Origin of the sequence: Pseudomonas aphyarum (genome assembly GCF_028657055.1) — a bacterium.
GTDB classification, from domain to species: Bacteria; Pseudomonadota; Gammaproteobacteria; order Pseudomonadales; family Pseudomonadaceae; genus Aquipseudomonas; species Aquipseudomonas aphyarum.
Genome location: NZ_JAMDGS010000002.1, coordinates 736,449 through 760,497, shown reverse-complemented (window position 1 = coordinate 760,497; position 24,049 = coordinate 736,449). Strand labels below are relative to the sequence as shown.

Here is a 24,049-nt window from a genome sequence, read left to right as displayed (position 1 = left end):
TGGTGGTGGTGGTGGTGGTGCGAGGAGGGAGCCGATTGGGGCTTTATAACCTGAGTGCGACTCGGTTTTTCACGTCGGCGTACCTCTCCCATACAACGCGGTCAGTCCCCTCTCCCTCCGGGAGAGGGCTAGGGTGAGGGCAGCGTCCTGACTGACCCACTACAAGCCTTTCTCCCGCAGAGACCTCATCCGCATTTATGCCGGATATCGACTCGCCTCGACATTATCCAGCACCCGATTCACCGCCAGTTCCGCCAGCATGATCACCTGCTGAATCCCCAGGATCCGATGCCGCTGCGGCGTATCGACAAAAGCCGCTACATCACTGGCCATGACACTGGCGGTGGCCAAAGACTCACACGCATGAGCCAACAGCGTTTCATCGTCCATGTCCGGGGAGATCTGGAACATCTGGCTCGGTCGGCGACCGGGGCATTTTTTTGGAATGGGATTGAAATGGTGGTCGAGCGCGCGCTCGGCGGCGTCGTGGAGTTTCTTTGAATCAGCGGATTCGTAGGGTGAGGTGTCGTCTGTTTCGGGTGGATTCGGTGTTGGTTTTTTCATGGTGAATACTCAGTTGGTGAAATTGGAGCTGCCTTCGATTGCCGCGACGCAATCTGAGGTGGCAGCTGTACGCGGGTTCGCGGACCGATAACTGAGGAATCGGCATACCTCCAAAGAAGGTATCCCGCGCACAGCCGCCATGAAACAAACAACAGGCACCGAGGTGCCGTGAGGTTGGCGATTATGCATCAGTTATCGGGCCGCGACGCCCGTTCGCTGAATTTGCAGCGACCCCCAAAGCCTATCCACCCCATTTCCGAGCCACAACCGACGCGACATGTCAGAAACATCCCCCGCAAACACCCTGTCTGTAGGACATAAACACCCCGTGTAAAAACCGCAGCCCACAAAAAAGGCGACACCCCTCACAGGGCGTCGCCTTTTTCCTTACCGCCGTTAAAGCTTATTCCGGCAGTTTGTACGCAATCACATAGTCACCCATCTTGGTGCCCAGCGAGCCGTGACCACCCACCACGAGCAGGACGTATTGCTTGCCGTCCTTGCCGGTGTAGGTCATCGGGGTCGCTTGGCCGCCGGCAGGCAGACGCGATTTCCACAGTTCTTTACCGGTGTTCACGTCGTAGGCGCGCAGGTACTGGTCGAGGGTGCCACTGAGGAAGCCGACGCCGCCGGCAGTGACGATCGAGCCGCCCATGCTTGGCACGCCCAGGGTGAAGCCAATCGGGATTGGCGAGCTGTCGCGGCTGGTGCCGTTTTTGCGTTTCCAGACGACTTTGCCGGTGGTCAGGTCGATACCGGCCACGTAGCCCCAGGCCGGGGCCTGGCACGGTACGCCCAGTGGCGACATGAATGGGTGCATGATCACCGCATATGGCGCGCCGGTGTTTGGCTGCACGCCAGCGGTTTCGCTCTCGCGTTTGCTGCCGGCCGCGACTTTCTCGCGAGGCACCATTTTCGAGACGAAGGCCATGTAGTTCGGGCTGGTGAACAGCATCTGGCGAACCGGGTCGACCGAGACGCCGCCCCAGTTGAACACGCCGACGTTACCCGGGTAGATCAGGCTGCCCTGTTCCGACGGAGGCGTGTATTGGCCTTCGTAGCGCAGTTCCTTGAACTGGATGCGGCACAGCATCTGGTCGAACGGGCTGGCGCCCCACATGGCTTTTTCGGTCAGTTCCGGGGCCAGCAGGTTCAGGTCCGAGCGGGCCTGGGTCGGGGCGGTGTGGTCGCCTTTCACGGCGCCTTGCGGAACCGGGATTTCCTGGATCGGGATGATCGGCGTGCCGTCACGACGGTCGAGGACGTACAGGCTGCCCTGTTTGGTCGGGGCGATCAGCGCAGGTTTGATGCCGTCGGCGGTTTTCATGTCCAGCAGGGTTGGCTGGCTGCCGACGTCCATGTCCCACAGGTCGTGGTGGGTGAACTGGTAGTTCCAGCGCACTTTACCGGTGCCCAGATCGAGGGCGACGACGCCAGCGCTGAATTTCTCGGCGCCCGGGGTGCGATCGGCGCCCCATTGGTCTGGAGTCTGGTTGCCCAGTGGCAGGTAGACCATGCCGAGTTTTTCATCGACGCTGGCCAGCGACCACATGTTGGCCGAGTTGCGGCTGTAGGTCTGGCCCGGGGCCAAGGGTTCGGTGGTGTCCGGGTTGTTGCTGTCCCAGTTCCATACCAGGTGACCGTCGCGCACGTCGTAGGCGCGGATCACGCCGGACGGCTCGTTGGTCGATTCGTTGTCGGTGACGTGACCGCCCATGATCACCAGGTCGCGAGTAATCGCGGCTGGCGAGGTGGAGTAGTAGCCACCGGCGGTGAACGGGCCGATGCCCTGAGTCAGGTCAACCACACCGTTGGTGCCGAAGCCTTCGCAGATCTTGCCGGTGTCGGCGTTCAGTGCGATCAGACGGGCATCGGCGGTCGGCAGGTACAGGCGACGCGGGCAGGCTTGAGCGACGGCTTTGCCGGCCTCGGAGATGACGGCGGAGGCGTCGGTTGCAGACTTGGCGTAAGCGGCTTCGTCGTAGTACGACACGCCACGGCAGGTCATGTGGGCGAAGCCCTTGAAGCCGACCGGGCTCTTGATCTGCGGGTCGAAGCGCCACAGTTCCTTGCCGGTGTCCGGGTCCAGCGCCAGCACTTTGCTGTGCGCGGTGCAGGCGTAGAGCATGCCGTTGGCTTTCAGCGGGGTGTTTTCGTTGGTCAGTTCCACCGGGTCATCGGCAGTCGGCAGGTCGCCGGTCTGGATGCGCCAGGCTTCTTGAAGCTTGCCGACGTTGGCCGGGGTGATCTGCTTCAGTGGCGAGTAGCGGTCACCGAATTCGGTGCGGCCATAGGCCTGCCAGTCGCCGTCCGGCATTTGCGGCGCGGTGCTGGTGGTGTCGGCAGTGTCGCGACCCAGTTCGCCGAAGGTTTCGCCCGGGTGGGTGAACAGGCTGGCCAGAGCGGTGACGCCGGCCAGAATCACGGCTACGGTCAAACCGCCGGTGCCCATCGGCGCAGGGCCTGCGAGCAGCAGCGGACGACGGAACCACGGCAGCAGCATCACGAAACCGAGGACAAACCACAGCGCCAGACGCGGCACCAGTTGCCACCAGTCCAGGCCGACTTCCCACAGCGCCCAGACGGTGCTGGCGAACAGCACGATGGCGTACAGGCCCAATGCTGCGCGACGGCCCATCAGCATCAGAATGCCGGTCAGCGTGATGCCGATACCGGCCAGCAGGTAATACAGCGAGCCGCCGAGCGTACTCAGCTTGATTCCCCCGGCCAGCATGGCCAGGCCCATCAGCAGAAGCAGAATGCCGAGCAGGTTCGGCAGAAGACGGCTTCGACTCGAAGCACCTTCAGTGCTCATAGTGTGGTTCTCCGTGACGTTTCAAGTAGTCCCGCGCTGTAGTCACTGTAGATGACGATCCGGCGCGGGCATGGTTCAGATAAAAACTTGTCTTGCTATCGAATTTCATAAATCCCTTGTGGGAGCTGCGGTGCGACGATTCGACTTGCCAGCGATGGCGGTTTGTCAGGCGACGTTAATGTCGAATGTGAAATCGCATCGCTGGCAAACCAGCTCCCACAGGTTTCTTTGTCGTTCTTTAGAACGACGACTGGATCTTGATCCCGCCGATCAGCGCGTCATCGACCTTGTCCACACCGCCCGGATGGCGGATGTATTGCAGGTTCGGGCGCACGGTCAGCCAATGGGTGACGTGCACGCCGTAATAGAGCTCGGCGCTGTATTCGGTATCTTGCGGCGGCAGGAACGACGGGTCGTCGTAGTCGTAGACGGCGCGGGCCTGGTTGGTCGCTTCGGCGTTCTTGCGGTAGGCCGGGTTGACGTGAACGCGGGCCAGGGCGAAACCGATGTCGTCCTTGGCGCGGGCGTCGAACAGGCCTTTGTAGACGACGCCGGCCTGGACGTAGTTGTCGATGGCGTTGGTCTTCTTGTCGTGCATCGTGCCGTTGGCGAACACGCTCAAGCCGCGGGAGTTGTCGCTGGCGACGCTAGTGATCTGCTGCTGCACGCCGAGCCACACGCCGTGTTTGCTCGAAGCGCTGCGATAGGCTTCGCCGCTCAGTGCTGCCGGCTGGCCATTGCTGTCTTTATAGGCGTCGGTGGCCTTGGCGTTGCTGTAGTAGTAACCGGCGCGGTATTCGCCCGGCAGGCCGTTCAGTTTCGGCTTCCACACCAGTTCGATCGGCAGGATCGCGCCCTGGGTGCCGCTGCCGCTGAGCTTGAAGCCGTTGCCGCGATCGAGGTTCGACGGGTTTTGCTCGTAGGCGCCGACTTGCGCGTACAGCTCCGGCGTCAGGTGATATTTGACGCGCAGCGCCCATTGGCTGACCGGCCAGTTGTACCAGATGCCGCCGACCCAGTTGCCGACTTGCGAGCCGCAGAACGCCAGGTTCTGGAAGTCGCACGGGAAGGTGTTGAAGTCTTCGCCTTCGCCGAAGCGGCCGACCTTGATGTCGAGCTTCTGGTCGAAGAATTTCTGCTGGTACCACATCTGCGTCAGGCGGGTGGTCTGGCCACGGCCCCAGACTTCCTGGGCCGAGGTGAAGCCACCTACGCGCGGGTCGTTGATGCGGTCGTTGCTGATGTTGTTGCCGCTGCGCTTGGTCACGGTCAGCTGGAATTCGGCGTCGTTCCAGCCCAGCAGTTTTTGCAGGTCCAGATGAGTGCCGAGGCCCCATTGGTCGCTGTAGCGCGCAGTGCGGTCGTGGTCGTAGCCGCCGTGCAGGTTGCTGCCCATTTCGCCGGTGTAGTCGAGCTTGAAGTCGATACCTTTTGCCGCGAGTTCGCTGCGGGTGCCGTTCCAGTCACCGAGCATATACGGTGATTCACTGTCGAAGGCCGGAGCGGCCTGGGTGCAGGTGGCGAGGCCAAGGGCGGTGCAGCCGCCGATCAGGCGCAGGGTTGAGATAGCGCTGTCTCGGGAGAACGGAAAATCGGGCATGAATAGGGTCTTTCTTGATCTTTTTGGGGGATAAGCTGGCCGCTACGATTTGACGCAGGCAGTGAAGCGATTCAGCAGAAGGGCGGCAGGATAATGTCCTGTTACAAAAACACAAAGTGCTTTTGCAGACATGAACCCTTTCGGATTCGGTAACAGTGCGGCAATACAGCGCATTGCGGGCGTTGGCGCAGGCTGCGATCTTCTCCGGTTGGCCTACATTTAACCCAAGGCCTTCCACCCGCCCATGCCCTCGGCTAAGGTGCGCGGCTTCTGCATTTTCACTTCGCCCAAAGGCCCGGCATGAACGACCACAACCCCGATCCGCTGCACGGCGTGACCCTCGAACAGATCCTCAATGCACTGGTGACCCACTACGAATGGTCGGGCCTGGCCGAGCGCATCGACATCCGTTGCTTCAAGAGCGATCCGACCATCAAGTCGAGCTTGACCTTTTTGCGCAAGACGCCATGGGCGCGGGAAAAGGTCGAGCGTCTGTACGTGACGCTGATGCGCACCAAGCGTCCGCTCTGAGATGAACGCCGTGCTGCGGCGACGCCTGATCACTTCGGCTGCGGTGCTGGGCTGGGCCGGGCTGGGGATTCAGCTGTACCTGATTTTCTTCGCGCGCCTGAGCGTCGGCGCCAGTTTGCTGGGCGGGCTGGTGAGTTTCTTCAGTTACTTCACGGTGCTCACCAATACCCTGGTGGTGGTGGTGCTGACCTGCGCGGTCACGGATCGCGAATCCGCTGCACGGCGCTGGTTTCTGCAACCGTGGGTCAGCAGCGGGATTGCCGTCAGCATCGCCGTGGTCGGCCTGGCCTACAGCATTCTGCTGCGGCATTTGTGGCATCCGCAGGGCTGGCAATTTATCGCGGACGAATTGCTCCACGACGTGATGCCGCTGCTGTTTCTGGCTTATTGGTGGCAGTGTGTGCCGAAGGGCTGCTTGCGTCTGAAGCACCTGCCGCTGTGGCTGATCTATCCGCTGGTGTACTTCGCTTATGCGCTGTTGCGCGGGCATCTTCTGGGGGCTTACGCCTATCCGTTCATTGACGTGGCACTGCTGGGTTATCCACAGGTGTTCATCAATGCCGGGGGGATTCTGGTGGGGTTTGTGCTGATGGCGTTGCTGGTGGTCGGGATTGACCGCTGGCAAGGGCGGCGCGAATAGCGCCGCCGCTCGTAATCACTCTTCTTCGGAGCCCTCGGCACGCCAGTAGCCGACGGCTTTGACGAACTGCTCATCCAGCCCGTGCTCATCGAGCAGCACCCGGCGGATCTGCCGCGAGACTTTCGTTTCCGTCGCCACCCACGCATACAGATTGCCCTTGGGCACCTGCAACTGTTTGACGGTGGTCAGCAGATTGTCCTTGCCGCCTTCGCGCAATACCCAGATCACGTTGACCTGCGCCGCACTTTCCAGGGTTTGCTGTTCCTTGCCGTTTTCCACTTCGATCACTACCAGCGCCTTGCGATTGGCCGCCAGACCTTCGAGGCGGCGGGCGATGGCGGGCAGGGCGGTTTCGTCGCCGATCAGCAGGTAGCTGTCGAAGATGTCCGGCACGATCATCGAACCGCGCGGGCCGCCGATGTGCAGAAACTGTCCGGGCTTGGCCTGTTCGGCCCAGGTCGAGGCAGGGCCGTCGCCGTGCAGGACGAAATCGATGTCCAGCTCAAGCTTGTCGAGGTCGTAACGGCGCGGGGTGTAGTCGCGCATTTCGGGCATTGGTACATCGCTCTTGCCGCCGCCGAGGACCAGGGTTTCCAGTGCGGCAGTCTGCTCGGCGTTCTGCGGGAACAGCAGTTTGACGTGATCGTCGGTACCGAGGCTGATGAACCCGGCCAGTTCCGGCCCGCCGAGGGTGATGCGGCGCATGCGCGGAGTCAGGTCGACCACCCGCAACACTTCCAGGCGACGACGTTTGATTTCGTGCATCACACGGTGGATGCCTTGGGTCTGTACTTCAGTCATTCGGCTTTCTCCGGGGCAGATTGAACGGCGGGGCCGTCGACGATGGCTTTGGCGGTGTCGTTGAGCAGGTCGCGCACCCGCAGGATTTCTTCCGGGCTCCAGCGCCCGTGGTGCATCTGCAAGGCGTGGCGCAGGTTGTGCACCGCTTCATGAATTTCCGGCGGTCGGTCGTGGCCGCGCAACGAGCGCTTGCTGACGTCGATGCGCATGCGCACGCCGTCCAGCGCTACCGCCTGTTCGCTGAGGGATTGGCGGCCGGCATCGGTCACCGCATAGCGCTTTTTGCCGCCCTCGGCGTCGCCGGTGATCATTTCGCTCTCTTCGAGGAAGGTCAGGGTCGGGTAGATCACGCCGGGGCTGGGGCTGTAGGCGCCATCGAACATGGTTTCGATCTGGCGGATCAGGTCGTAGCCGTGGCACGGCTGCTCGGCGATCAGCGCCAACAGCAGCAATTTCAGATCGCCCGGTGCGAATACCCGGGGGCCGCGACCGCCGCGCTCGCGGCCGTGGCGTTTTTCGAAGCCGTCACGGCTGTCGCCGTGGTCGCGGTGGGGGGAATGATGGTCTCTCATTTCAGTCTTCTCTCGTCGTGTTTAGATACAACTTAAGATATATCTTTACGACTGGGCAAGGGCTTTTTGCCGCAGAGCTGACGAGTGGTCAACGGTGAGAAAGGCGCGCTACCGGGTGAATTCGGGTGACTTGTCCATCCACACAGGAATAACCATAAAGTTAAAGCTATCACTCTATTAATAATTGAGTTTATATTCTAAAAGTCAAAGAAAGTGCCGGTTTGAAAAGACGGAATTACTGTAATGGTTTTTCTGTATAACTGTCGGTAGGTTATGGCTTACAGCTGTTTTTATATATTCCGGCTTTTTGATGTTTTTTCTTTCAAGTTGCGAGGTTGTTGAACTACGCGTTCGTGGGAAGTTGCCTGCTTACATTCTTGAGACAAGGGTCGATCATGCCCCGGCGTTGAACTTCAGTGGTTTCGGTTGTTATCGGCCGGAGTGCCATGAACTTCAATGTTTCGATTCCCTTAAAAAGAAAACAGGTACTGACCGATGTTCAAGAAAATTGCAATCACCGCTTCTCTCGCTGCCCTGGCCCTGAGCTCGTCCGCGGTCTTTGCCGCTGGTGAAGCGCGTCACTCCATCAGCCTGATCGCCCACGTACCGACCAACGGTTTCTACGTGGTGCCGACCGATTCCGACCTGGTCAACAAGGACCAGGATATGAGCTTCCAGCCAAGCACCGGCAAGATGCGTGAAGTCAACGGCTTCTTCGATGTGCGCAACAACAACGGCTCTGTGCATGCCAGCCTCGAAAGCCAGCCGAAGCTGATCGCCGGTAATACCACCATCGATCTGCAAGTGCTGTTCAACAACAAGGAACTGACCCTGACCCCGCAAATGGTGGTGGGTGAATCCGAGTCCGACGTCAACTATCGCGCACCGCTGAAGATCAGTGCCAGGGGCACCGACTTCCAGCCGGGTGACTACACCGGTGTTGTTGCCATGACTTTTGATGCCGTGCCACCGGCCATCATTACTCCGTGATCATCTGATCAGGCACCCGACGCAACTTGCCAGAGTCGCGTTCCCCGGCGGAACAGGCAGCATTGTCTGTTCCGCCGGACTTCAACCTTTGTAAATCAGAGTACGAGTTCATGTTCCCGATGACACCCATCGCGGCTGCGCTTGCGCTGTTGTTTTGTGCCAGCGCAGCGGCCGCTTCCGAACCCGCCGGTACCACACCGCGCAGTCTGCTGGCGCAGGCCAAAGGTTTGCCGGCGGATTTCGAGGAACACTTTTTCGACGTGCCGCTGGCGGTACGGGTCGAGCTCGACCAGCAACCGCTGGGCGAAGCCATGGTGGTCTTGTCACGCGATGATCGCGTCACCCTGCTGGAATTCACCGACACCAGTGAAAACCGCTATACCCCCGCCGAGCGCGAAAAGTGGGCGGCCTATCTCAAGCCCGGCGTGCCGCTGGGCTCTTGCACCGGCTCCTGCCCCGATCAGGTGCTGGCAGTGCATTACAACCTGGAAAATTCGTTGCTCTCGATTCTCACCGAGAACGCCGAGCGCGACCTGGAAACCAAGCGTTTCTACGACCAACCCGAAGGCGGCAGCAACGGCCTGATGGTGCGCAACCAGCTCAACCTCAATGGCGGCCAGGATCAGGATCTGGGCGGGCGTTTCGGCCTCGAAGCCAGCGGCAGCCTGGGCAACTGGAGCCAGACCTTCAACATGCAAATGGCTCGCCTCGGCGGCCCGGACGACAAGCTCTATCACGCCGTCCATGAGCTCTACACCCAGCGCGAGCTGCAAGGCAATTTCTTCCGCCTGGGTTATTTCACCCCCAATTCCGAAGGGCTGACCCGCCAGCCGCGCACGTTCGGCACCAGCCCTGACACGGCGGTCGGCGTGATGTACGGCAGCTCCGACAGCCTGGCGATCAACAATGCGGCGCCCAGCGTCTACCCGATCTACGTCACCGCCAACCGTCAGGGCTCGGTCGAGATCTGGCGTGACGGGTTGTTGATCAATACCCAATCGATACCCGCCGGTTTGCAGACACTCGACACCCGGCCGCTGCCCGGTGGCATTTACGAGGTGGAAGTGCGGCTGATCGAAGACGGTCAGATCACCTCCAGCACTCAGGAGCTGGTGTACAAGCCCAGCAACTGGCGCAACCTCGACGAGCGCTGGCGCTACAACCTGTTTGCCGGCGAAGAACAGAAACTGCTGAGCAACTGGGACCAGCAGTCCAGTGGCAGCCCCACTGCCGGTGCTTCAATCAATTACCTGCTGCACCCGCGGGTGATTCTCGGTCTGTCGGCGCGGCAGATTCGCGAAAAGCTGCAATACGGCACCTCGATCGACTGGACCCTGGCCAATCACGTCAGCCTGTACGCCAACGTCTATAAGACCGAGGACCACGGCACCGGTCTGGATTTGCAGAGCCTGTACAACTACGGTTCCGGCAGTCTGGTAATCAGCCACACCCGCAGCTGGCTCGACACAACCGACCAGTACGAAACCCTGCCGGACGGCACCCGTGTGCGGCAGCGCAATGTGTTCATCGGCGAAACCAGCAATTCATCGCTGGCGCTCAATCACCGGCTCAACAGCCGCAATTCGCTGAACGCGCGTGTTTCCCACAGTGAAGGGAACGTCGAGGGTGTCGGTGTGGATCTGGGCTGGACCCGGCGCAGCGAACTGTTCGGCAATGATGCCAACTGGCGCTTGTCGCTGTTCGATCGACCCGGCAGCTACAGCAGTGGCGATGCGCGCAATCGCGGGGTCGACTTGAGCCTTAACGTGGCATTGGGCGCCCCCGGCGAGCAGATCACCGGCAGCATCGGCTCACGCACTGACCGCGATGGCGGGCGCGACAACAATGCCTCCATCGGCTGGCGCAAGGATCTCAAGGATCACGTCCTGCAGAACGTCTCGGTCACCGCACTGACCGACACCTACGGAGTTGGCGCCTCTGGCCTGGCGAACTTTCGCACCGATTCGGTCAACGGCGACGGTTTCATTCAGCGCTCGTCGTATAACGGCAATTTCACCGGTGGCCTGAACCTCGACAGCACACTGGTGGTCGGCGGTCAGCAGATGCTCATGACCAGCCAGTACGAAATGCGCGGCGCCGGGATGATCGTCGATGTCGAGTCGGACATCGACGGCATCGCCCTGCGCGCTGACGATTTCAGCGGCGGCAGCGCCGCGTTGAAGCCGGGACGTAACTTCATCCCGATCACGGCGTACCAGAACAGCTCGGTGAGTTTCGATTTCGAGGGCAACAACGTGCCCGCCGCAACCATCGAACCGGCGCGCACCCGTTATCACCTGAACAAGGGTGGGGTGGATTACCGCCAGATCCGCGTGATGAAAACCCTGACCGTGCTTGGCCGGCTGGTCAACGAGCAGGGCCGGCCACTCAAGGGGCATCACGTGATCAACCACGCCAGTCGCGGGGTGACCGAGGTCGACGGTTTCTTCTCGATGGAAATGAACGCCGGCTCGCCGACCCTCGAGGTGCGCCGTGATAACAACCTGCTGTGCCAGTTCCGTCTCGACGCCAGCCAGCATCGCAGTGAAAACAACGTGCTGATGATCGGCGATCTGCGCTGCACGCCGGACACCCTCGCCGATGCCACTTTTACCGATCAGAAGGCGGGTTGAGCCGTGAAAAAGCAAAGCATCGTTCTGGGCTTCATGGCGGCATTGAGTGTGCCGGGGGCCCATGGGGTAAATCAGGAAATCAGGGCGCTGTTCCAGCCCGATCCGTCGCAGCCGAGCAAGAATGTGTTCGTCAACAAAACCCCGAACAGCGGGTATTGCGCACAGTATCCCGGCCAGTGCGCGGACAACGGTACGTTCAGTATTCAGGTGCCGGTGCGGTTTGATTCGATTCGGCAGATCACGCCGGGAGCACCTGCCGATGCGCTGTCGCTGAAGGTGCCGGCCAACTGGCGGCCATTGACGGTGATCAATCAGGCAACCGGCGACAGCGAAACCGTCGAAGTGCGGATTACCGGCATCGGTTCGGAATATGTCCTCAGCGAAACCGCAGCCAGTCTGGTCGGGGTCACCGATGACCTCGAAGGTCATCAGCGGCTGTGGGCCAACAACAGTTGGGTCTATGCCCCGGCGCCCTGTCGGTACAGCGGGGTGGGGGCTTTTTCCCCGAAAACCTACCGGTTTTTCTGGAAGGCCCCGGTCGAGGGGTGGTGCAGCAAGGTCGCGGCTTATCGAATCCCGGCGATGTCCTTCGACACCTTCGATTTCGCCTACGAATTACGCACGCCCAACCCCTTGCACATGTCCTCCGGACAGTACACCGGCTCGTTGTCTTACACCCTTGGACCCTCCGGCGATTTCCAGATGGGCGCGATGATGGTCCCCAATGACGGCAACCTGACCCTGGACTTCGTGCTCGACGTGCAACACGAGTTGAAGGTCGACCTGCCTCCGGGGGGGAACAAGGTGACCATGGAACCGGTTGGCGGCTGGCAGCGCTGGATCGACACCGGACGCATGCCGACCGAGATCTACCGTGACCAATTGTTCTATCTCTCAGCCTCGACGCGCTTCAAGGTCATGATGATCTGCAACTCGTTGGGCGGCACCGAGTGCAGCATCGGCAACAACGAAGTGGGCTTTTCCAAGTTCCAGGTCAGGCTGACGGTGCCCGGCGGCATCGTCGGCCCCGGCAATCATGACGGCTGGTCCGGCACCCTGGTGCACAACACCTGGCTCGGTCCGTTCGAACCCTCCCGCTACGTTGATCGCAAAGCCGGCAATCTGCGATTCGAGATACCCCGGCGCTGGATCGAATCGCTGCTCAAACCCGGCATGAACGGCACGCTGTGGGGCAACGCCACCGTTATTTTCGACTCGGAAGTGTGAACCTCCGGGGCTGGCCACTATTCATTTTCACGAGGTTGCAGTTCATGACTCGAACGTTTTTGCTGATGCTGTCCGGCCTGTTCTGTCTGGGCGCCCATGCGGGGCCGCAGATCAATGTCGGCACCGTGTACGACTATCTCGACGGCGACAAAAGTACCTATCTCAAACGGGTATTCAACAGTGGCGACAGCACCGCGTTCGTCAAGATCAACGTGCTGGAAATCGTCTACGACGCCGACGGCAAGCCGCAGGAAATTCCCGTTGCCAATGCTGCCGACGGCGCTTCGCGCAACGGCATCATGGCCAGCCCCGCACGGCTGATCGTGCCGGCCCAAGGCATGCAGGGCACGCGTTTGCTGTACATGGGCGAGCGCGATCGTGAGCGCTATTTTCGCGTGCGCTTCGTGCCGGTAGTACCGGAAAAGGAAGACGAATTTGTCGTCTCCCACGAGGAGCGCGAAGACTACAAGAAGTCGCTGACCGCCGGGGTCAACGTGATGACCGGGTTTGGCATCGTGTTTTTTGTGCGACCCAGGGACGCGCGATTCGACACGCAGATCAACGAGACCGCCGAACGTTACGAGATCCGCAACAACGGCAACACGGTGATGGTCGTCGACGAGTTCAAGAGCTGCTCGCTGAGCAATGAGGCCGACTGTGGCGCGACCACCAAGCACCATGTCATGGCCGGCAGGAGCTTCGCTTTCGACAAGGAGGCCGGTCGCGAATACCGCTTCAAACTGGTTGAAGGCGACAACAAAAAAGACCTTCGGGTCGCGCGGCGCCAGGGCCGCCACTGATGACGTACCAGGTACCGTTCATGAACAAACAATCTGTCGCCGCCGCGCTGATGGCTGTCACCGCACTGACCAGTGCCACGGTCTGGGCTGCCCGCGAAGAGCTGAACTTCGAGGTGTTTCTGACAATTCCCAGTCGGGCGTTTTACGTCACGCCCGCCGAGCCGGACTGGATTCACCGCCCGCAACGGCTGCTCTGGGATTACAACACATCGACCCTGCGCGGTTTGCGCAAGTCATTTGACTTACGCCACGACAGCAGCGCGATCGAGGCGCGTCTGGAAAGCACGGGCCGGCTTTCCAACGGCAGGCTGGACGAAGATATTCTGCTGCATGTGAAATTCAACGGCGTGGTGATGGGGTCAGATCCTCGCCCGCGCGAAGTGTTGTCCCAGGCCGAGGCGGCGGTGGGCAAGCGTGTACTGCTGGAAATCGACCCGATCCAACCGCTGAGTGGTTTCAAACCGGGAGATTACAACGGCACCGTCATGCTGCTGTTCAGCGCCAAGGCGCCGGGAAATTGAGTGGCCACCCTCATCCACGCAGAGATCCCTGACATGATCAAGCAAGCCGCCATCGCGCTGTGCCTGAGCCTTCCGGCATCGATTCATCCAACGGCATTCGCCGCCCAGGAAAAACACACCTTCGAAGTCTCGGTGGACATCCCGACCCTGGGCTTTTACGTGATCCCCAGCGAAGCCGACTGGATTCATCGCGAGCAGACCCTGCCGTGGGATATCCACAACTCGACGTTGCTCGGGCTGCGCAAAAGCTTCGATGTGAAGACTGACGGCAGCGCCATCGAGGCGCGTCTCGAAAATTTCCCCTATCTCACCGCCGGCGGCGATTCGCGCGACAACATCGTGTTGCGCGTCAGCTTCAACGGCAAGGAACTCACTCAGGATCCGACGCCACAGGAAGTGGTGTCGGCCGTGGAGGCAGGAGCCGGCCGTCGTGTGGCACTGGAGATCGTGCCGCGTGAACAGCCCGGTGGCTACAAGCCGGGGGAATACAACGGCAGCGTCAATATCGTATTCAACGTGGCGGCGCCTGCGGGCTGAACCACGACTGTGCAGGACAAGGACAACCGACCCAAGGGGCAAGGAAATAGCCAATGGTTTCAGCGGTACGCAAGTGCTTGAAGGTCAGCACGTTTTTTCTGTGCAGTGGCCTGTATTCCGCAGCAGCGTTTGCCATCACTCAGGAGATTCGCGCCACCTACGTTCCCGACCCGGCCAACCCGCTGAAAAACACGTTCATCAACCAGACACCGCAGAGCGGTTATTGCGGGCGGTACCCCAATGATTGCAAGCGTTTCAACTTGATGGGTGTCTCGCTGCCATTGCGTTTTACTTCGGTGCAGCCGGTACGCCCAGGCGCCGCCGAACGCGATGGTGCAATGTTCAAGATGCCGGCGCAGTGGCGCAGTCTTACTGTCCGCAACATTGTTACCGGTGAGGCGGAAACCGTGGAGATACGCATTGGCGGCTTTGGTTCGCGCTACTTGCTCAGTGACACGGCGAGCAACCTCACCGGTGTTCCGGGTGATTACGAGGCGCATAATGCGCTCTGGCTCAGAACCGGGTGGATTACCCCGCCCCTGCCGTGCAGACCCGCTGCCATGGCCTCTTCCGGTCCGGACTTCTTCCAGTTTTTCTGGTTTACGCCTGCTGAAGATGTGTGCAGCAAACAGGCGGCATACGTCATCCCGTGGATGACGTATGAATACCTGGATGTGGCCTACGAGTTTCGTACCCCGAACCCGCTGGGCATGTCCACGGGGATCTACGCCGGTGAACTGGTCTATGCCGTTGGCCCTGGCCAAGACATTGATACCGGCGACAATCTGCTGCCGGACACGTCCAGCCTGACCTTCAGGTTTTTGCTGGACGTGCAGCATGTGCTCAAGATCGACATCCCGCCCGGCGGCAACAAAGTCGCACTGGTGCCGCAAGGGGGCTGGCAGGCCTGGCTGCAGCAGGGCAGCAAACCGGCGCGGTTGTTCCGCGACCAGACCTTCAACATTTCGGCGTCCTCCCGTTTCAAAATGCACTTCGAATGCCAGTTCGCCGCTCTGGGGGCCTGTGCCTTGCGCGACACGGTCAGCGGCGCGACCGATGCGCAGGTGTTCCTGAGCGTCAGCCTGCCCGACAGCATCACCGACCTGGCCGGCCAACCGGTCAAGCGCCGGCCCCTGAGCAACGATCCTTCCGGCGTGGCGTTCCAGCCGACGCGCTTCATGCAGCGCGCGCCGGCGACCTTGCATTTCGAAATCCCGAGTGTCTACGTCGAGCAGATGCTCCAGCCGGGGAAAGGCAAACGTTACCTCGGCAATGTCACGGTGATCTGGGATTCCGAGGTCTGATACGGCCAGACGCCCCGAGGGCTTTCGCTCTCGGGGCGTCGGGTTCAGATCCCGGCCCTGCGCATGGCGTCGCGGGTGAGCTGTCGGCTCAACTGCTTTTCCTGATCACCAATGTCTCGCAGCAGGCGCTCGTAGGTGGCATCACTCATGGCCTCGCCGGTAAACACTTCCCTGTGCGCCACCGAAAGTCTGTCCGCCAGGTCTGCGAGGGTTTTTCGGCGCAGCGCCCGTTGCGGCGCTGGCAGGTCCGCCGCTTGTGCCCATTGCGTCTGGGCGGTTCGCAAATCCTCGAGCTGGTCGAATTTCTCCAGGTGCATGCGCTTGTTGGCTTCGATTTCACCGGGCCAGTTGTCGCGCAGATAACGTTCCCAGAATGGCTGCTCGATCATCTGGTTGACCAGCCCGTCGCCGGCCTCGCGTTCGAGTACGGTCTGGCGAGCCGTGGCGATCGTCCGGTCATCGACGCCGGCGGTGGGGCGAAACCTCATGTCTTCGGACTGCCAGGGCAGCTCGAGACTTTTCGCCAGCCCGGTTTCATAGGCCAGATGCACTTCGACTTCATCGGGATTGCCCCCCCGTGCCCGGATGTCGGCGCGGGCGATCTCGCCGACCTGTGCCAGTCGCGAGGCGCCCTTGGCCAGTGTGACCAGTTTGCGCTCAAGCTCGGCCCGGTTGGTCGAGTACAAGTAAGCCTCGCAGGCCAGCGTCCTGACCCCCATGTTGTTGAACAGTTGCGCGCCGGCGTCCTCGCAGCCTTCAGGATTGGTCGACATCAGAAACAGCTCCTCGCGTAACGGCGTGTCGAGGTCCATGGCACCGATCATCCGCCACACGCGGTCGGTCAGTTGATCGTTGGCTTTGCCGCCTGCGGTGTAGTCAGCCGATTGGGTCAGCCCTTCGATGACGGTGAAGAAGCCGTCGGAATTCGGTTCGCCGGCCAGTTCATGCCAGGCCTCGGGACGATAAGTGCTGACACCGGGAGTGTCGTTGCGTCGCGAGGTGTCGACAAACGCGGGCCAGTATTCGAGCAGGTCTTCTGCCGGGCGGGAATACGTAAGACGTGGCGTCATTCCCACCGAGGTGCGATAGCGCTCGTACAAGACGCGCGCAGCGTCCGAGAGTCTGTCCGCATGCACTCGGGTGCGCGCGATCAGTCGTGCCTGATCGGAGCCTTGTGGCACATTCGGGATACGCTTGAGTGCATTGGCGCTCAGGTCGAGAAAGAAGCCGCGCGGCCGGTTTTTTTCAAACAGTCCCGGTGGCCAGGCCTCAAGACCGGTGTCGATCAGGCTCAACACCTTGAGCCGTGGCATGCGCTCGACATTCGGCGCAAGGCCCAGCGGGTTGTTGTCCAGCCTGAGGACTTCCATGCGGGTCATGTTGCGCAGCTGTTCAACGGTGTCCGGTGTCAGTCGGATCTGGTTGTCGTTCAGGCGCAGGGTTTCCAGTTGCTGCATTTTTCCGACGGCGTCCGGCAGCGCACTCAGTCCACAGTTGCGGGCGCTGAACTGGCGAAGATGGCGGAAGTCCTTCAGCAGGCCGTTCGGCCCTGTTGAGAACGTCGAACCATCCAGGTTCAGGGTCGTGACCTGTTCCAGCCAGGGTTTCAGCTCATCCGGCAATTGCCGCCACCAGCGCTCGGTATTATGGGGCAGCCATTCGCTGGACAGATCCAGCCGGTAGCCCTCCTGAACACTGAGACTGCGCTCACCGAAGATTTCGCTTTTCCTATCAAAACACTCCAGTAATCGCTCGGCCAGAAAGCGCCCGCCGTTGCGCTGAAAGTCCCAACGAATGCGATCCGCATCCGGATACTCGGGATCCCCTGCGGACAAGAAACCTGATTGCCAGTCTTCCAGCCTTTTCCTGAGTTTCTGGAGTTGCCGATCCAGGGACTGGATTTGCTCATCGGCAGCGCCGTTGACCAGCAGCGAACGGTTGAAGGCGGCGACTTCGGCTTCATCGAAGTGCGGATACAGTTTTTTGATTTTCTGTTCCAGGGTTCTCGCGTTTTTAGACCATAGCGGCCCACGTAACAGCAATTCGGTTTCCAGCGGCACGAACCGACGGATCGGTGGTTCAGCGAGCACGGTTCTGCGCTCGGCGGGCGTGTCGGTCATTGTCCGCAGCCACTGCTTGAACAGTTGCCCTTGCCCCGGCTGATAGCCCAGTGCGGTGCGCTTGTCTGAGGGCAGGGCCAGCAGGATCGCTTCATACAAGTCAGCTGCGGGGTGGGAGGGGGTGCCAGGTTTTTCATGGACCTCGTAGCGACCCCGATCATCCCTGACCAGTACGCGTACGGTACCGGCGTCCTCGCGACCCACGCTGCAGCGCAGCATGCCGTCGTAGTCGTGATCACGGACCTCCACGCGCAAGTCGGCTAAGCTGTCGGTGTTGATCCGCAAGGCATTGAGGGCCAGCCGCTCGGTGTCGGGCATCAGCAACGCGGGCTCGAACAAGCCCTCGGTGGCGCGGGCGGCGCGTACTTCGAACGCGCTTTCCCGGGCCTGGTCTTTCAGGCGCAGAGGAATGCGTTTTTCGTTGCCGATGATGACCTGTTCCGCAGGCGTCGCTTTGTTCAGCAGCGTTTCGGCAATCCGGGAAGGCAACTGTGGATACTGCTGTTGCAGCAGCTGTACTCGCGCATCGCCGATGTGGTCCTTGACCCGATACTGGTAATCGAAGATATCCGGCGTGCGGGTTTCCACGATATCCGCCAGCTGGTTGCGCAATACCTGCGCCCGATGGTCTTTGGGGTAGTGATTGCCGAGCAGGGTTTGCATGTCGGCATCGTCCAGAAAGTCCTGCAGCCGTTCCGGCAGTTTGCCGGCCATGATGTCTTGCAGGCTGATGCTCAGGGTTTTGTCGCTTGGCGCCTGCGGGTTGCCATACTTGTGAAAATCGCCGGTCAGGTCAGCGTTCTGGAACACCTTCACGGCCTTGTCGACCGGCCAGCCGGGCATGTCCGGCACCATGCGCGCGAACCAGTACGACGTCGGATCCAGGGGCCGGCCGCTACGAATCAACTGGCCGAGGTTGCGGGTTTCTTCCCAGGTCTTGAAGCGACTGAGGGTGTCGACGAGCAACGGTGGCGGCGGCGTATTGTCGACGTACATCCGGCGCAGGGAGTCGGGCGATGTGCCGCTGATGCTGCGCAGGTCTTCCAGTTCGCCATCGCTGTAGCCGTCGGCGGCGTGCCCGAGGCGGCGCATCAGAATCGGGCCTTCCCAGTCTTGTGGTGTTTCGCCTTCGTGCGTCCAGGCACCGTGTCCGTTGTGACGCAACTGAGGTTTGTAGGCCTCTGGGCGGGTAGGGTGCTCAACCCGATGGCGGCCGCTGGCACGATCGTATTTCACTTCGTAATGCCGGCCGTCGAGCGGCAGGACGCTTTTGCCGGCGTTTGTGTGCAGTCCTGTTGCGTCCGGCTGCGAGGCGCTGGGCGGCGCCAGCTGCGATTGTTGGTAAGGCGTCAGGTCGGGGTTCCACAGACGGGTTTTGCTGTCGGATGACGGCACCGGTTTCATGCCTTCGACGAAGGACGAGACTTTCAGACGAAATTCATTGCCGATGGCCGCACCGGCGCCGAATGCCGCCAGTTGAATCACATCAGTGACCACCCCGACCACATGCTCCGCCACCTCGGTCAAATGACCCAGGGCCAGATCCAGCGCACCCTCGACCACCTCATGGGTCAACTGATACGCGGTGAAGGCCAGCATCAGCTCTCCCAATCCCGGCACGAACGGCGTCATCACCAGCAACGCGACATTGAAAATGTCGGACACGATCTTCTTGAAGTTCTCCCACCAGGCCCAGCGCGCGTTGCTGTCGGCGTCGGCGGTGGACACCGCAATGCCCCGGGCATCGTTGAGAATCTTGTTCAGTTTTTGCTGGTAAAGGTGCGTCCACAGCGCGCTCGTGATCGGCGGGGCGCTGAATTGCAACTGCGGATGATCGACCGGGGTTTCCCGCCAGGACGGGCGCGGGTCGCCGGGCTCCTTCGCGTACCATTTAACGTAGCTCAGGCGTTGTTCAAGCCCGGTGAAAAAATGCCCGCGCTGTTCGTGATCGACAAACTGGCTGAAGAACTGCCGGTAGCTGATGCCGGACGACGGTAGCGTTTTGTTTTCCCGCAACTGGCGAGTCAATTCGTCCATGAACGCGAGGTTAGAGGGATATTCCTTGAGCGGATGATCAGGGTCGTGCGGTACGTAGGCAATCATCTTTTGCGAGTGCTGCGCCTGCGCAGGATCAGGGCGAATGATCAGGATCCCGGTGAAGGTGAGATCCATCATGCCCAGATCACAGACCGCCATGGCCTGCCCGTCCAGCCAGAGATTCTGCCGGCCCAGCAACACTTCGCGAATCAGTGCGTAGGCGCTCTGGCCAATGTCCTTTTTGAGCAGCGCAATGCGCGCCGCCGCTTTCAATGCCGCTTGCTGACTTTGCTCGACCCGAGTGTGCAGGTAGGTTTTGGCAACCGGCTCCGGATCCAGCAGGATCGTCTCGAGATGGGCTTTGTACTGCGCACCGATGTCCAGTTCGCGGCACAGGGTCTGGAACTGGCTCACGCTGATGGTTTTGCCGATGGGCGAGATATCGAACAACTCGCGGGCGGCATCGGTTTTGATAATGAATGTGGAATAGTGCTGATAAGTTTCGTCGCGTGCAAAGTTGTGCAATGCGGCGTCGAGCATGGAAACGGTTCGGGCTCTGGAACCCTGGAGAATGTCAATCGAATACCAAGGGGTTGTCGCCGCCGCGTAGAGCCTTACATAAGTATTCCTGACGTCGACGTCGATATTGAACTGTTCGAACAGTTTTGCCTTGAGCAAGGGTTCGGCAAAGGCATAAACATCCTTGAGGCGTCCGAGCAAGCGATCGATGCGATTCTGCGCTCCCCAGGCACGACGGTTATCGGCGAACAGACGTTCCAGCTCGACGGCCGGAGCCTGCGTAATCCATGGATCGCGGGTGACTGGTGTATTCCCGAGCGCACGGACACGATGCAACTGCATATCGCTGAACACCGGATCGATATGCGATTTAATTAAGTCGTAATGTTGCCCTTTATATATGGATGTTGCAGTCATTGTGCAGGCCTTGAATAAGTGAAGAATTCTCAGCCTAACGTTCAATGAGCGGATTAATTAGTTTAAAAGCCTGCTGTCTTGGTAGTTGGTTACTTGGTTTCCGATTGAATATTGAAATGCATAAAACACATACCTACTACCTCTCATTCGAATCAATCAGCCACGGATGCTACGACGGGCGTCTGTGGAGCAAGGCATTGTGAATCACTGCCCGGTTGCAGATACGGCATCAGAATCGGCGCCATGCCTTTGAGCACCTGTACCGGCAGGGCGGAAGTGAACTTGAAGTTCTCCGCCGAGCGCCCCGGCACGAACGCGGTGAGGGTGCCGAAATGGTGGTCGCCGATGTAAAACACGAAAGTCGCCGTGCGGTTGATCGACTTCGAGCTGAGAATCCGCCCGCCGGAGCCGATCGCCTCGATGCGGTTATCGCCAGTACCGGTCTTGCCGCCCATGGTCAGTGGTGTTCCATCGTTAAGTTTGAAACTGCCGGAAACACGTTTGGCCGTCCCCGAGTCCACCACTTGCGACAGCGCTTCGCGCATTGCGGTGGCGACTTCTGACGGCATCACCCGTTTGCCGACGTGAGGGTCATTGACCAGCTTGGTTTCGTAAGGCGTGCCGGCGGCGAAGTGCAGGCTGTCGATGCGCAGGGTTGGCATGCGCACACCGTCGTTGAGGATGGTGCCGATCAACTCGGCCAGCGCAGCGGGGCGGTCGCCGGAGCTGCCGATGGCGGTGGCCAGCGACGGCACCAGGTGATCGAACGGATAGCCGACTTTCTGCCAGCGCTGATGGATGTCGAGAAATGCCTCGATCTCCAGCATCGTGCGGATCCGGCTGTCGCGGGCGCCCTTGTGCTTGCTTTTGAACAGCCAGCTGTAGACTTCCTGACGCTCGAACTGGCTGGCCTTGACGATGTCCTTGAACGTCGCGTCGGGGTGGTTGAGCAGGTAGCCGATCATCCACAGGTCCAGCGGGTGAACCTTGGCGATGAAGCCCTGATCCGGCAGGTCGTAGGTGCCGGGGCCATAAGCCAGATACAGGCGTTCGAGGCGTTCGTCGGTGAGTTTCTCGGTAATTTTTACGCCCTTGAGGTGCGAGCGCACAAAGGTGTTGAAGTCCTCCTGGCTGGCGTTGGGCAGCAGGTAACGGTGCACGGCGGCCATGCGGATCGGGGTCGGACGCATGCTGTCGAGGAAGGTGTCGAGCCGGGCCTGGGTGTCTTTGTTCCGGTACTTCTTCCAGAACTTGAGCAGGAACGAAGTACCTTCGCGGTCGGCAAACGAGGCGAGGTATTCCTGACGGCGCGGGTCGCGGTCGTCCTTGAGCAATTCGGCGCTGTTGTTGGGACCTGAGTAGGTGGTGTAGCGCACCAGATCGCGCATCAAGCGAATGAACGGCAGGTTGATCGACTCGCGCAGGGCATCGCGCAGGGTCGGCAAGCGGCCGTTGTCTTCCTTGCGAAAGTTATGGAACACGTGCAAGCCGCCACCGGTGAAAAACGCTTCGCCGGGGCTGGCCGAGTATTTGCGGTCGAGGGCGGCGGAGAGCATTTTCGACAAGTCGTGATCCTTGTTCTGGATCAGGTAATCGATCACCCACTGGCTCAGGCGATCCTGATCCGGCACGTCGACTTTCTTCAGTTCCGGCACGGTCATGGCGCCGTACTTGTCATGCAGCTCCGCGATGATTTGCAGGTAGGTAGTCAGCACCCGCATCTTCGCCGTGGAGCCCAGTTCCAGTTTGCTGCCTTCGTTGATGTCGAACGGCTGGTCGGTGCTGTCGGTCTGCACTCGCACGCGCGAACCGTCCGGGGTCAGTTCGAACAGGGTGAAGCTGTAGCGCACCTGAGTGGTGCTGGTGGGCGTCAGCAGGCGTTCGCCCATCAGACCGACTTCGGTCGCGTAGGCCGGGTCGGCCAGCCGTTTCAGGTAGGCGGTGGCCTGGGTTTGCAGCTCGCCTTGCAAGGTGCTGGTGGCGGACAGGTCGAGACGGTCGAGGTCGTACAGCGGACGGTTGAGCATCGATGCCAGCCGGCTGCGGGCGACACTGATGCCCTTGTTGGTTTCGATCGGCTGAATCGTCGGCTGGGTCTGCCAGTCGCGATAGCTGATGGTGCTGGCCAGCGCGGCATCGGCCAGGGCGGCGTCGATCACGCCGTTCTGTTTCAGCAGGCGCAAATGGCTGTTGGTCAGTTCGACCAGTTCTTCGCGGCCCTTGGTCAGGTAATGCGATGGACGGCGCTGGGCGATCATCAACGACAGCATTTCGCGCAGGGCCAGGCCCTTGTCCGCCATGGTCTTCGGATCGGTTTCGGTACTCGCGAGTTTGCGGTTGGCCTCGTTGAAGTCGGCGCCATACCAGACCCGCAAGCCCTCGGCCATGCCGTGCACTTCGCCATGCCCCGGCACGGCCGACAGCGGCACGCTGTTGAGGTAGTCACGAATGATGTTCTGCCGCGCCGGCAAGGTGTCCGGGCCGCCCTGATAGGCGCGCACGCTGGCGGAAATCATCTGGCGGATCTTCTCCGCGCCGGACACCGTCAGGCCATCGGGCGAATGACGGTATTTCTCAAGCTGGGTGGCCAGGGTACTGCCGCCGGCCGACTGCCCCGGCAAGTGCAGCAACTTGGCGACCTGCGACCACGCGGCCATGCCGAAGCGCGGCCAGTCCACCGCCGGGTTGGCCATCGGTTGCTTGGGGTCGAGCAGAAAGCGGTTTTCGATGAACAGCAGGCTGTTGACCACCACCGGCGGGATCGAATCGAAGCTCGCGTACAGCTGCTGCGGATAGTTGTACTGATACAGCGGCGCGGCGCGGCAATCGGTGATCGACAGCCCGGCCTGGATCTTTTCGGAGTAGGGCACGAACAGGCCCTTGTCGGTGTAGTTGAGCAGGGCCGGGGAGAAGCGCGTCTGCTCGGTGATTACGTAGTTGCGCTTGATCAGCCGTGGCAGGAACTCGTCCAGCGAGCTGTAGCCCAGGCGCAGGTCGAATGGCCCGTTGCCTGGATAGCGGATCGCTTCGCTGGGCCCCGGTTGCAACTCGTATTTGAGTTTGGCGGCGTACTGGCTGACCTCGCGGGACTGAAAACGCGAGGTGCGCATTTCCTTCATCGCAGCCAGGCCCACGACAATCGCAATGATCACCAACAGGAGCCAGAAAGCCTTCCACCCATGCCGGTTACGACGGGGTTTTTCAGGTACAGGCGCTTCATCCACACGTTCAGTCGGAACCACTTTTTCACTCGAATCGGTTTGCCACAAAGCGCCCATAGTCGATTGATCCATTCACGCAGATTGATCGGACTTGACTGAAGCTTAGTCGGTGGTTGGCGTCGGTGAAAAAAATGTGAAGGTGAGGGCTCGGCCGAACGTCGGTGGGTGTGACGAGCTCATGGTCGAAGCGTGGCAGCGTC

At 60.6% G+C, this 24,049-nt stretch carries 16 protein-coding genes; 9 read left to right on the top strand and 7 right to left on the bottom strand.

Going from position 1 to position 24,049, the window contains the following annotated elements; translation table 11 throughout:
• Positions 1 to 195: 195 nt before the first annotated feature.
• The 3 genes from M5G18_RS05090 to M5G18_RS05080 form a co-directional block, all read right to left on the bottom strand.
• Positions 196 to 564 carry a DUF6124 family protein gene (locus M5G18_RS05090; RefSeq protein WP_273899126.1) on the bottom strand — a complete coding sequence of 123 codons (369 nt, stop codon included), beginning with the start codon at positions 562 to 564 and terminating at the stop codon, positions 196 to 198.
• A 403-nt stretch (positions 565 to 967) separates the two neighbouring features.
• The gene (locus tag M5G18_RS05085; RefSeq protein WP_273899127.1) at positions 968 to 3,379 is read right to left on the bottom strand and encodes a glucose/quinate/shikimate family membrane-bound PQQ-dependent dehydrogenase; all 2,412 of its coding nucleotides are present in this window, start codon (positions 3,377 to 3,379) and stop codon (positions 968 to 970) included.
• A gap of 238 nt (positions 3,380 to 3,617) precedes the next feature.
• Complete coding sequence (locus M5G18_RS05080; protein ID WP_273899128.1) at positions 3,618 to 4,979, bottom strand: carbohydrate porin; 1,362 nt, start codon at positions 4,977 to 4,979, stop codon at positions 3,618 to 3,620.
• A gap of 300 nt (positions 4,980 to 5,279) precedes the next feature.
• On the opposite strand from M5G18_RS05080, the gene M5G18_RS05075 reads away from it, so the two are divergent.
• Together M5G18_RS05075 and M5G18_RS05070 are read left to right on the top strand one after the other, a co-directional pair.
• Positions 5,280 to 5,510 carry a VF530 family protein gene (locus M5G18_RS05075; protein ID WP_273899131.1) on the top strand — a complete coding sequence of 77 codons (231 nt, stop codon included), beginning with the start codon at positions 5,280 to 5,282 and terminating at the stop codon, positions 5,508 to 5,510.
• Between the two features lies 1 nt (position 5,511).
• Positions 5,512 to 6,150: a Pr6Pr family membrane protein gene (locus M5G18_RS05070; RefSeq protein ID WP_273899132.1), complete on the top strand. Its 639-nt coding sequence runs from the start codon at positions 5,512 to 5,514 to the stop codon at positions 6,148 to 6,150.
• 15 nt (positions 6,151 to 6,165) lie between these two features.
• Here M5G18_RS05070 and M5G18_RS05065 read toward each other — a convergent pair whose 3' ends face one another.
• Both M5G18_RS05065 and M5G18_RS05060 read right to left on the bottom strand, forming a co-directional pair.
• The gene (locus tag M5G18_RS05065) at positions 6,166 to 6,951 is read right to left on the bottom strand and encodes a siderophore-interacting protein (protein WP_273899133.1); all 786 of its coding nucleotides are present in this window, start codon (positions 6,949 to 6,951) and stop codon (positions 6,166 to 6,168) included.
• Complete coding sequence (locus M5G18_RS05060; RefSeq protein WP_011335784.1) at positions 6,948 to 7,523, bottom strand: PadR family transcriptional regulator; 576 nt, start codon at positions 7,521 to 7,523, stop codon at positions 6,948 to 6,950. The genes M5G18_RS05065 and M5G18_RS05060 overlap by 4 nt, the downstream gene beginning before the upstream one ends.
• A gap of 495 nt (positions 7,524 to 8,018) precedes the next feature.
• Here M5G18_RS05060 and M5G18_RS05055 point away from each other — a divergent pair, with 495 nt between their 5' ends.
• The 7 genes from M5G18_RS05055 (at position 8,019) to M5G18_RS05025 (ending at position 15,535) form a co-directional block, all read left to right on the top strand.
• Positions 8,019 to 8,513 (top strand): CS1 type fimbrial major subunit, encoded by a 495-nt coding sequence (locus tag M5G18_RS05055; protein ID WP_273899136.1) that lies wholly within the window; start codon positions 8,019 to 8,021, stop codon positions 8,511 to 8,513.
• Positions 8,514 to 8,623: 110 nt separating this feature from the next.
• Positions 8,624 to 11,146, top strand: a complete 2,523-nt coding sequence (locus M5G18_RS05050) for a CS1-pili formation C-terminal domain-containing protein (RefSeq protein WP_273899138.1) — start codon at positions 8,624 to 8,626, stop codon at positions 11,144 to 11,146.
• A gap of 3 nt (positions 11,147 to 11,149) precedes the next feature.
• Positions 11,150 to 12,373, top strand: coding sequence for a hypothetical protein (locus M5G18_RS05045; RefSeq protein WP_273899140.1), 1,224 nt, complete (start codon positions 11,150 to 11,152; stop codon positions 12,371 to 12,373).
• A gap of 44 nt (positions 12,374 to 12,417) precedes the next feature.
• The gene (locus tag M5G18_RS05040) at positions 12,418 to 13,173 is read left to right on the top strand and encodes a molecular chaperone (protein WP_273899142.1); all 756 of its coding nucleotides are present in this window, start codon (positions 12,418 to 12,420) and stop codon (positions 13,171 to 13,173) included.
• A gap of 20 nt (positions 13,174 to 13,193) precedes the next feature.
• On the top strand, positions 13,194 to 13,694 hold the full coding sequence (locus M5G18_RS05035) for a CS1 type fimbrial major subunit (protein ID WP_273899143.1): 501 nt from the start codon (positions 13,194 to 13,196) through the stop codon (positions 13,692 to 13,694).
• Positions 13,695 to 13,727: 33 nt separating this feature from the next.
• Positions 13,728 to 14,231 (top strand): CS1 type fimbrial major subunit, encoded by a 504-nt coding sequence (locus tag M5G18_RS05030; RefSeq protein WP_273899145.1) that lies wholly within the window; start codon positions 13,728 to 13,730, stop codon positions 14,229 to 14,231.
• A 53-nt stretch (positions 14,232 to 14,284) separates the two neighbouring features.
• Positions 14,285 to 15,535 (top strand): hypothetical protein, encoded by a 1,251-nt coding sequence (locus tag M5G18_RS05025; RefSeq protein WP_273899146.1) that lies wholly within the window; start codon positions 14,285 to 14,287, stop codon positions 15,533 to 15,535.
• A gap of 44 nt (positions 15,536 to 15,579) precedes the next feature.
• Here M5G18_RS05025 and M5G18_RS05020 read toward each other — a convergent pair whose 3' ends face one another.
• Together M5G18_RS05020 and M5G18_RS05015 are read right to left on the bottom strand one after the other, a co-directional pair.
• A complete protein-coding gene (locus M5G18_RS05020) occupies positions 15,580 to 20,553 on the bottom strand; it encodes an NEL-type E3 ubiquitin ligase domain-containing protein (protein ID WP_273899148.1) in 4,974 nt (1,657 codons plus the stop codon).
• Between the two features lie 227 nt (positions 20,554 to 20,780).
• Positions 20,781 to 23,906 (bottom strand): transglycosylase domain-containing protein, encoded by a 3,126-nt coding sequence (locus M5G18_RS05015; protein WP_273899150.1) that lies wholly within the window; start codon positions 23,904 to 23,906, stop codon positions 20,781 to 20,783.
• Between the last annotated feature and the right edge of the window lie 143 nt (positions 23,907 to 24,049).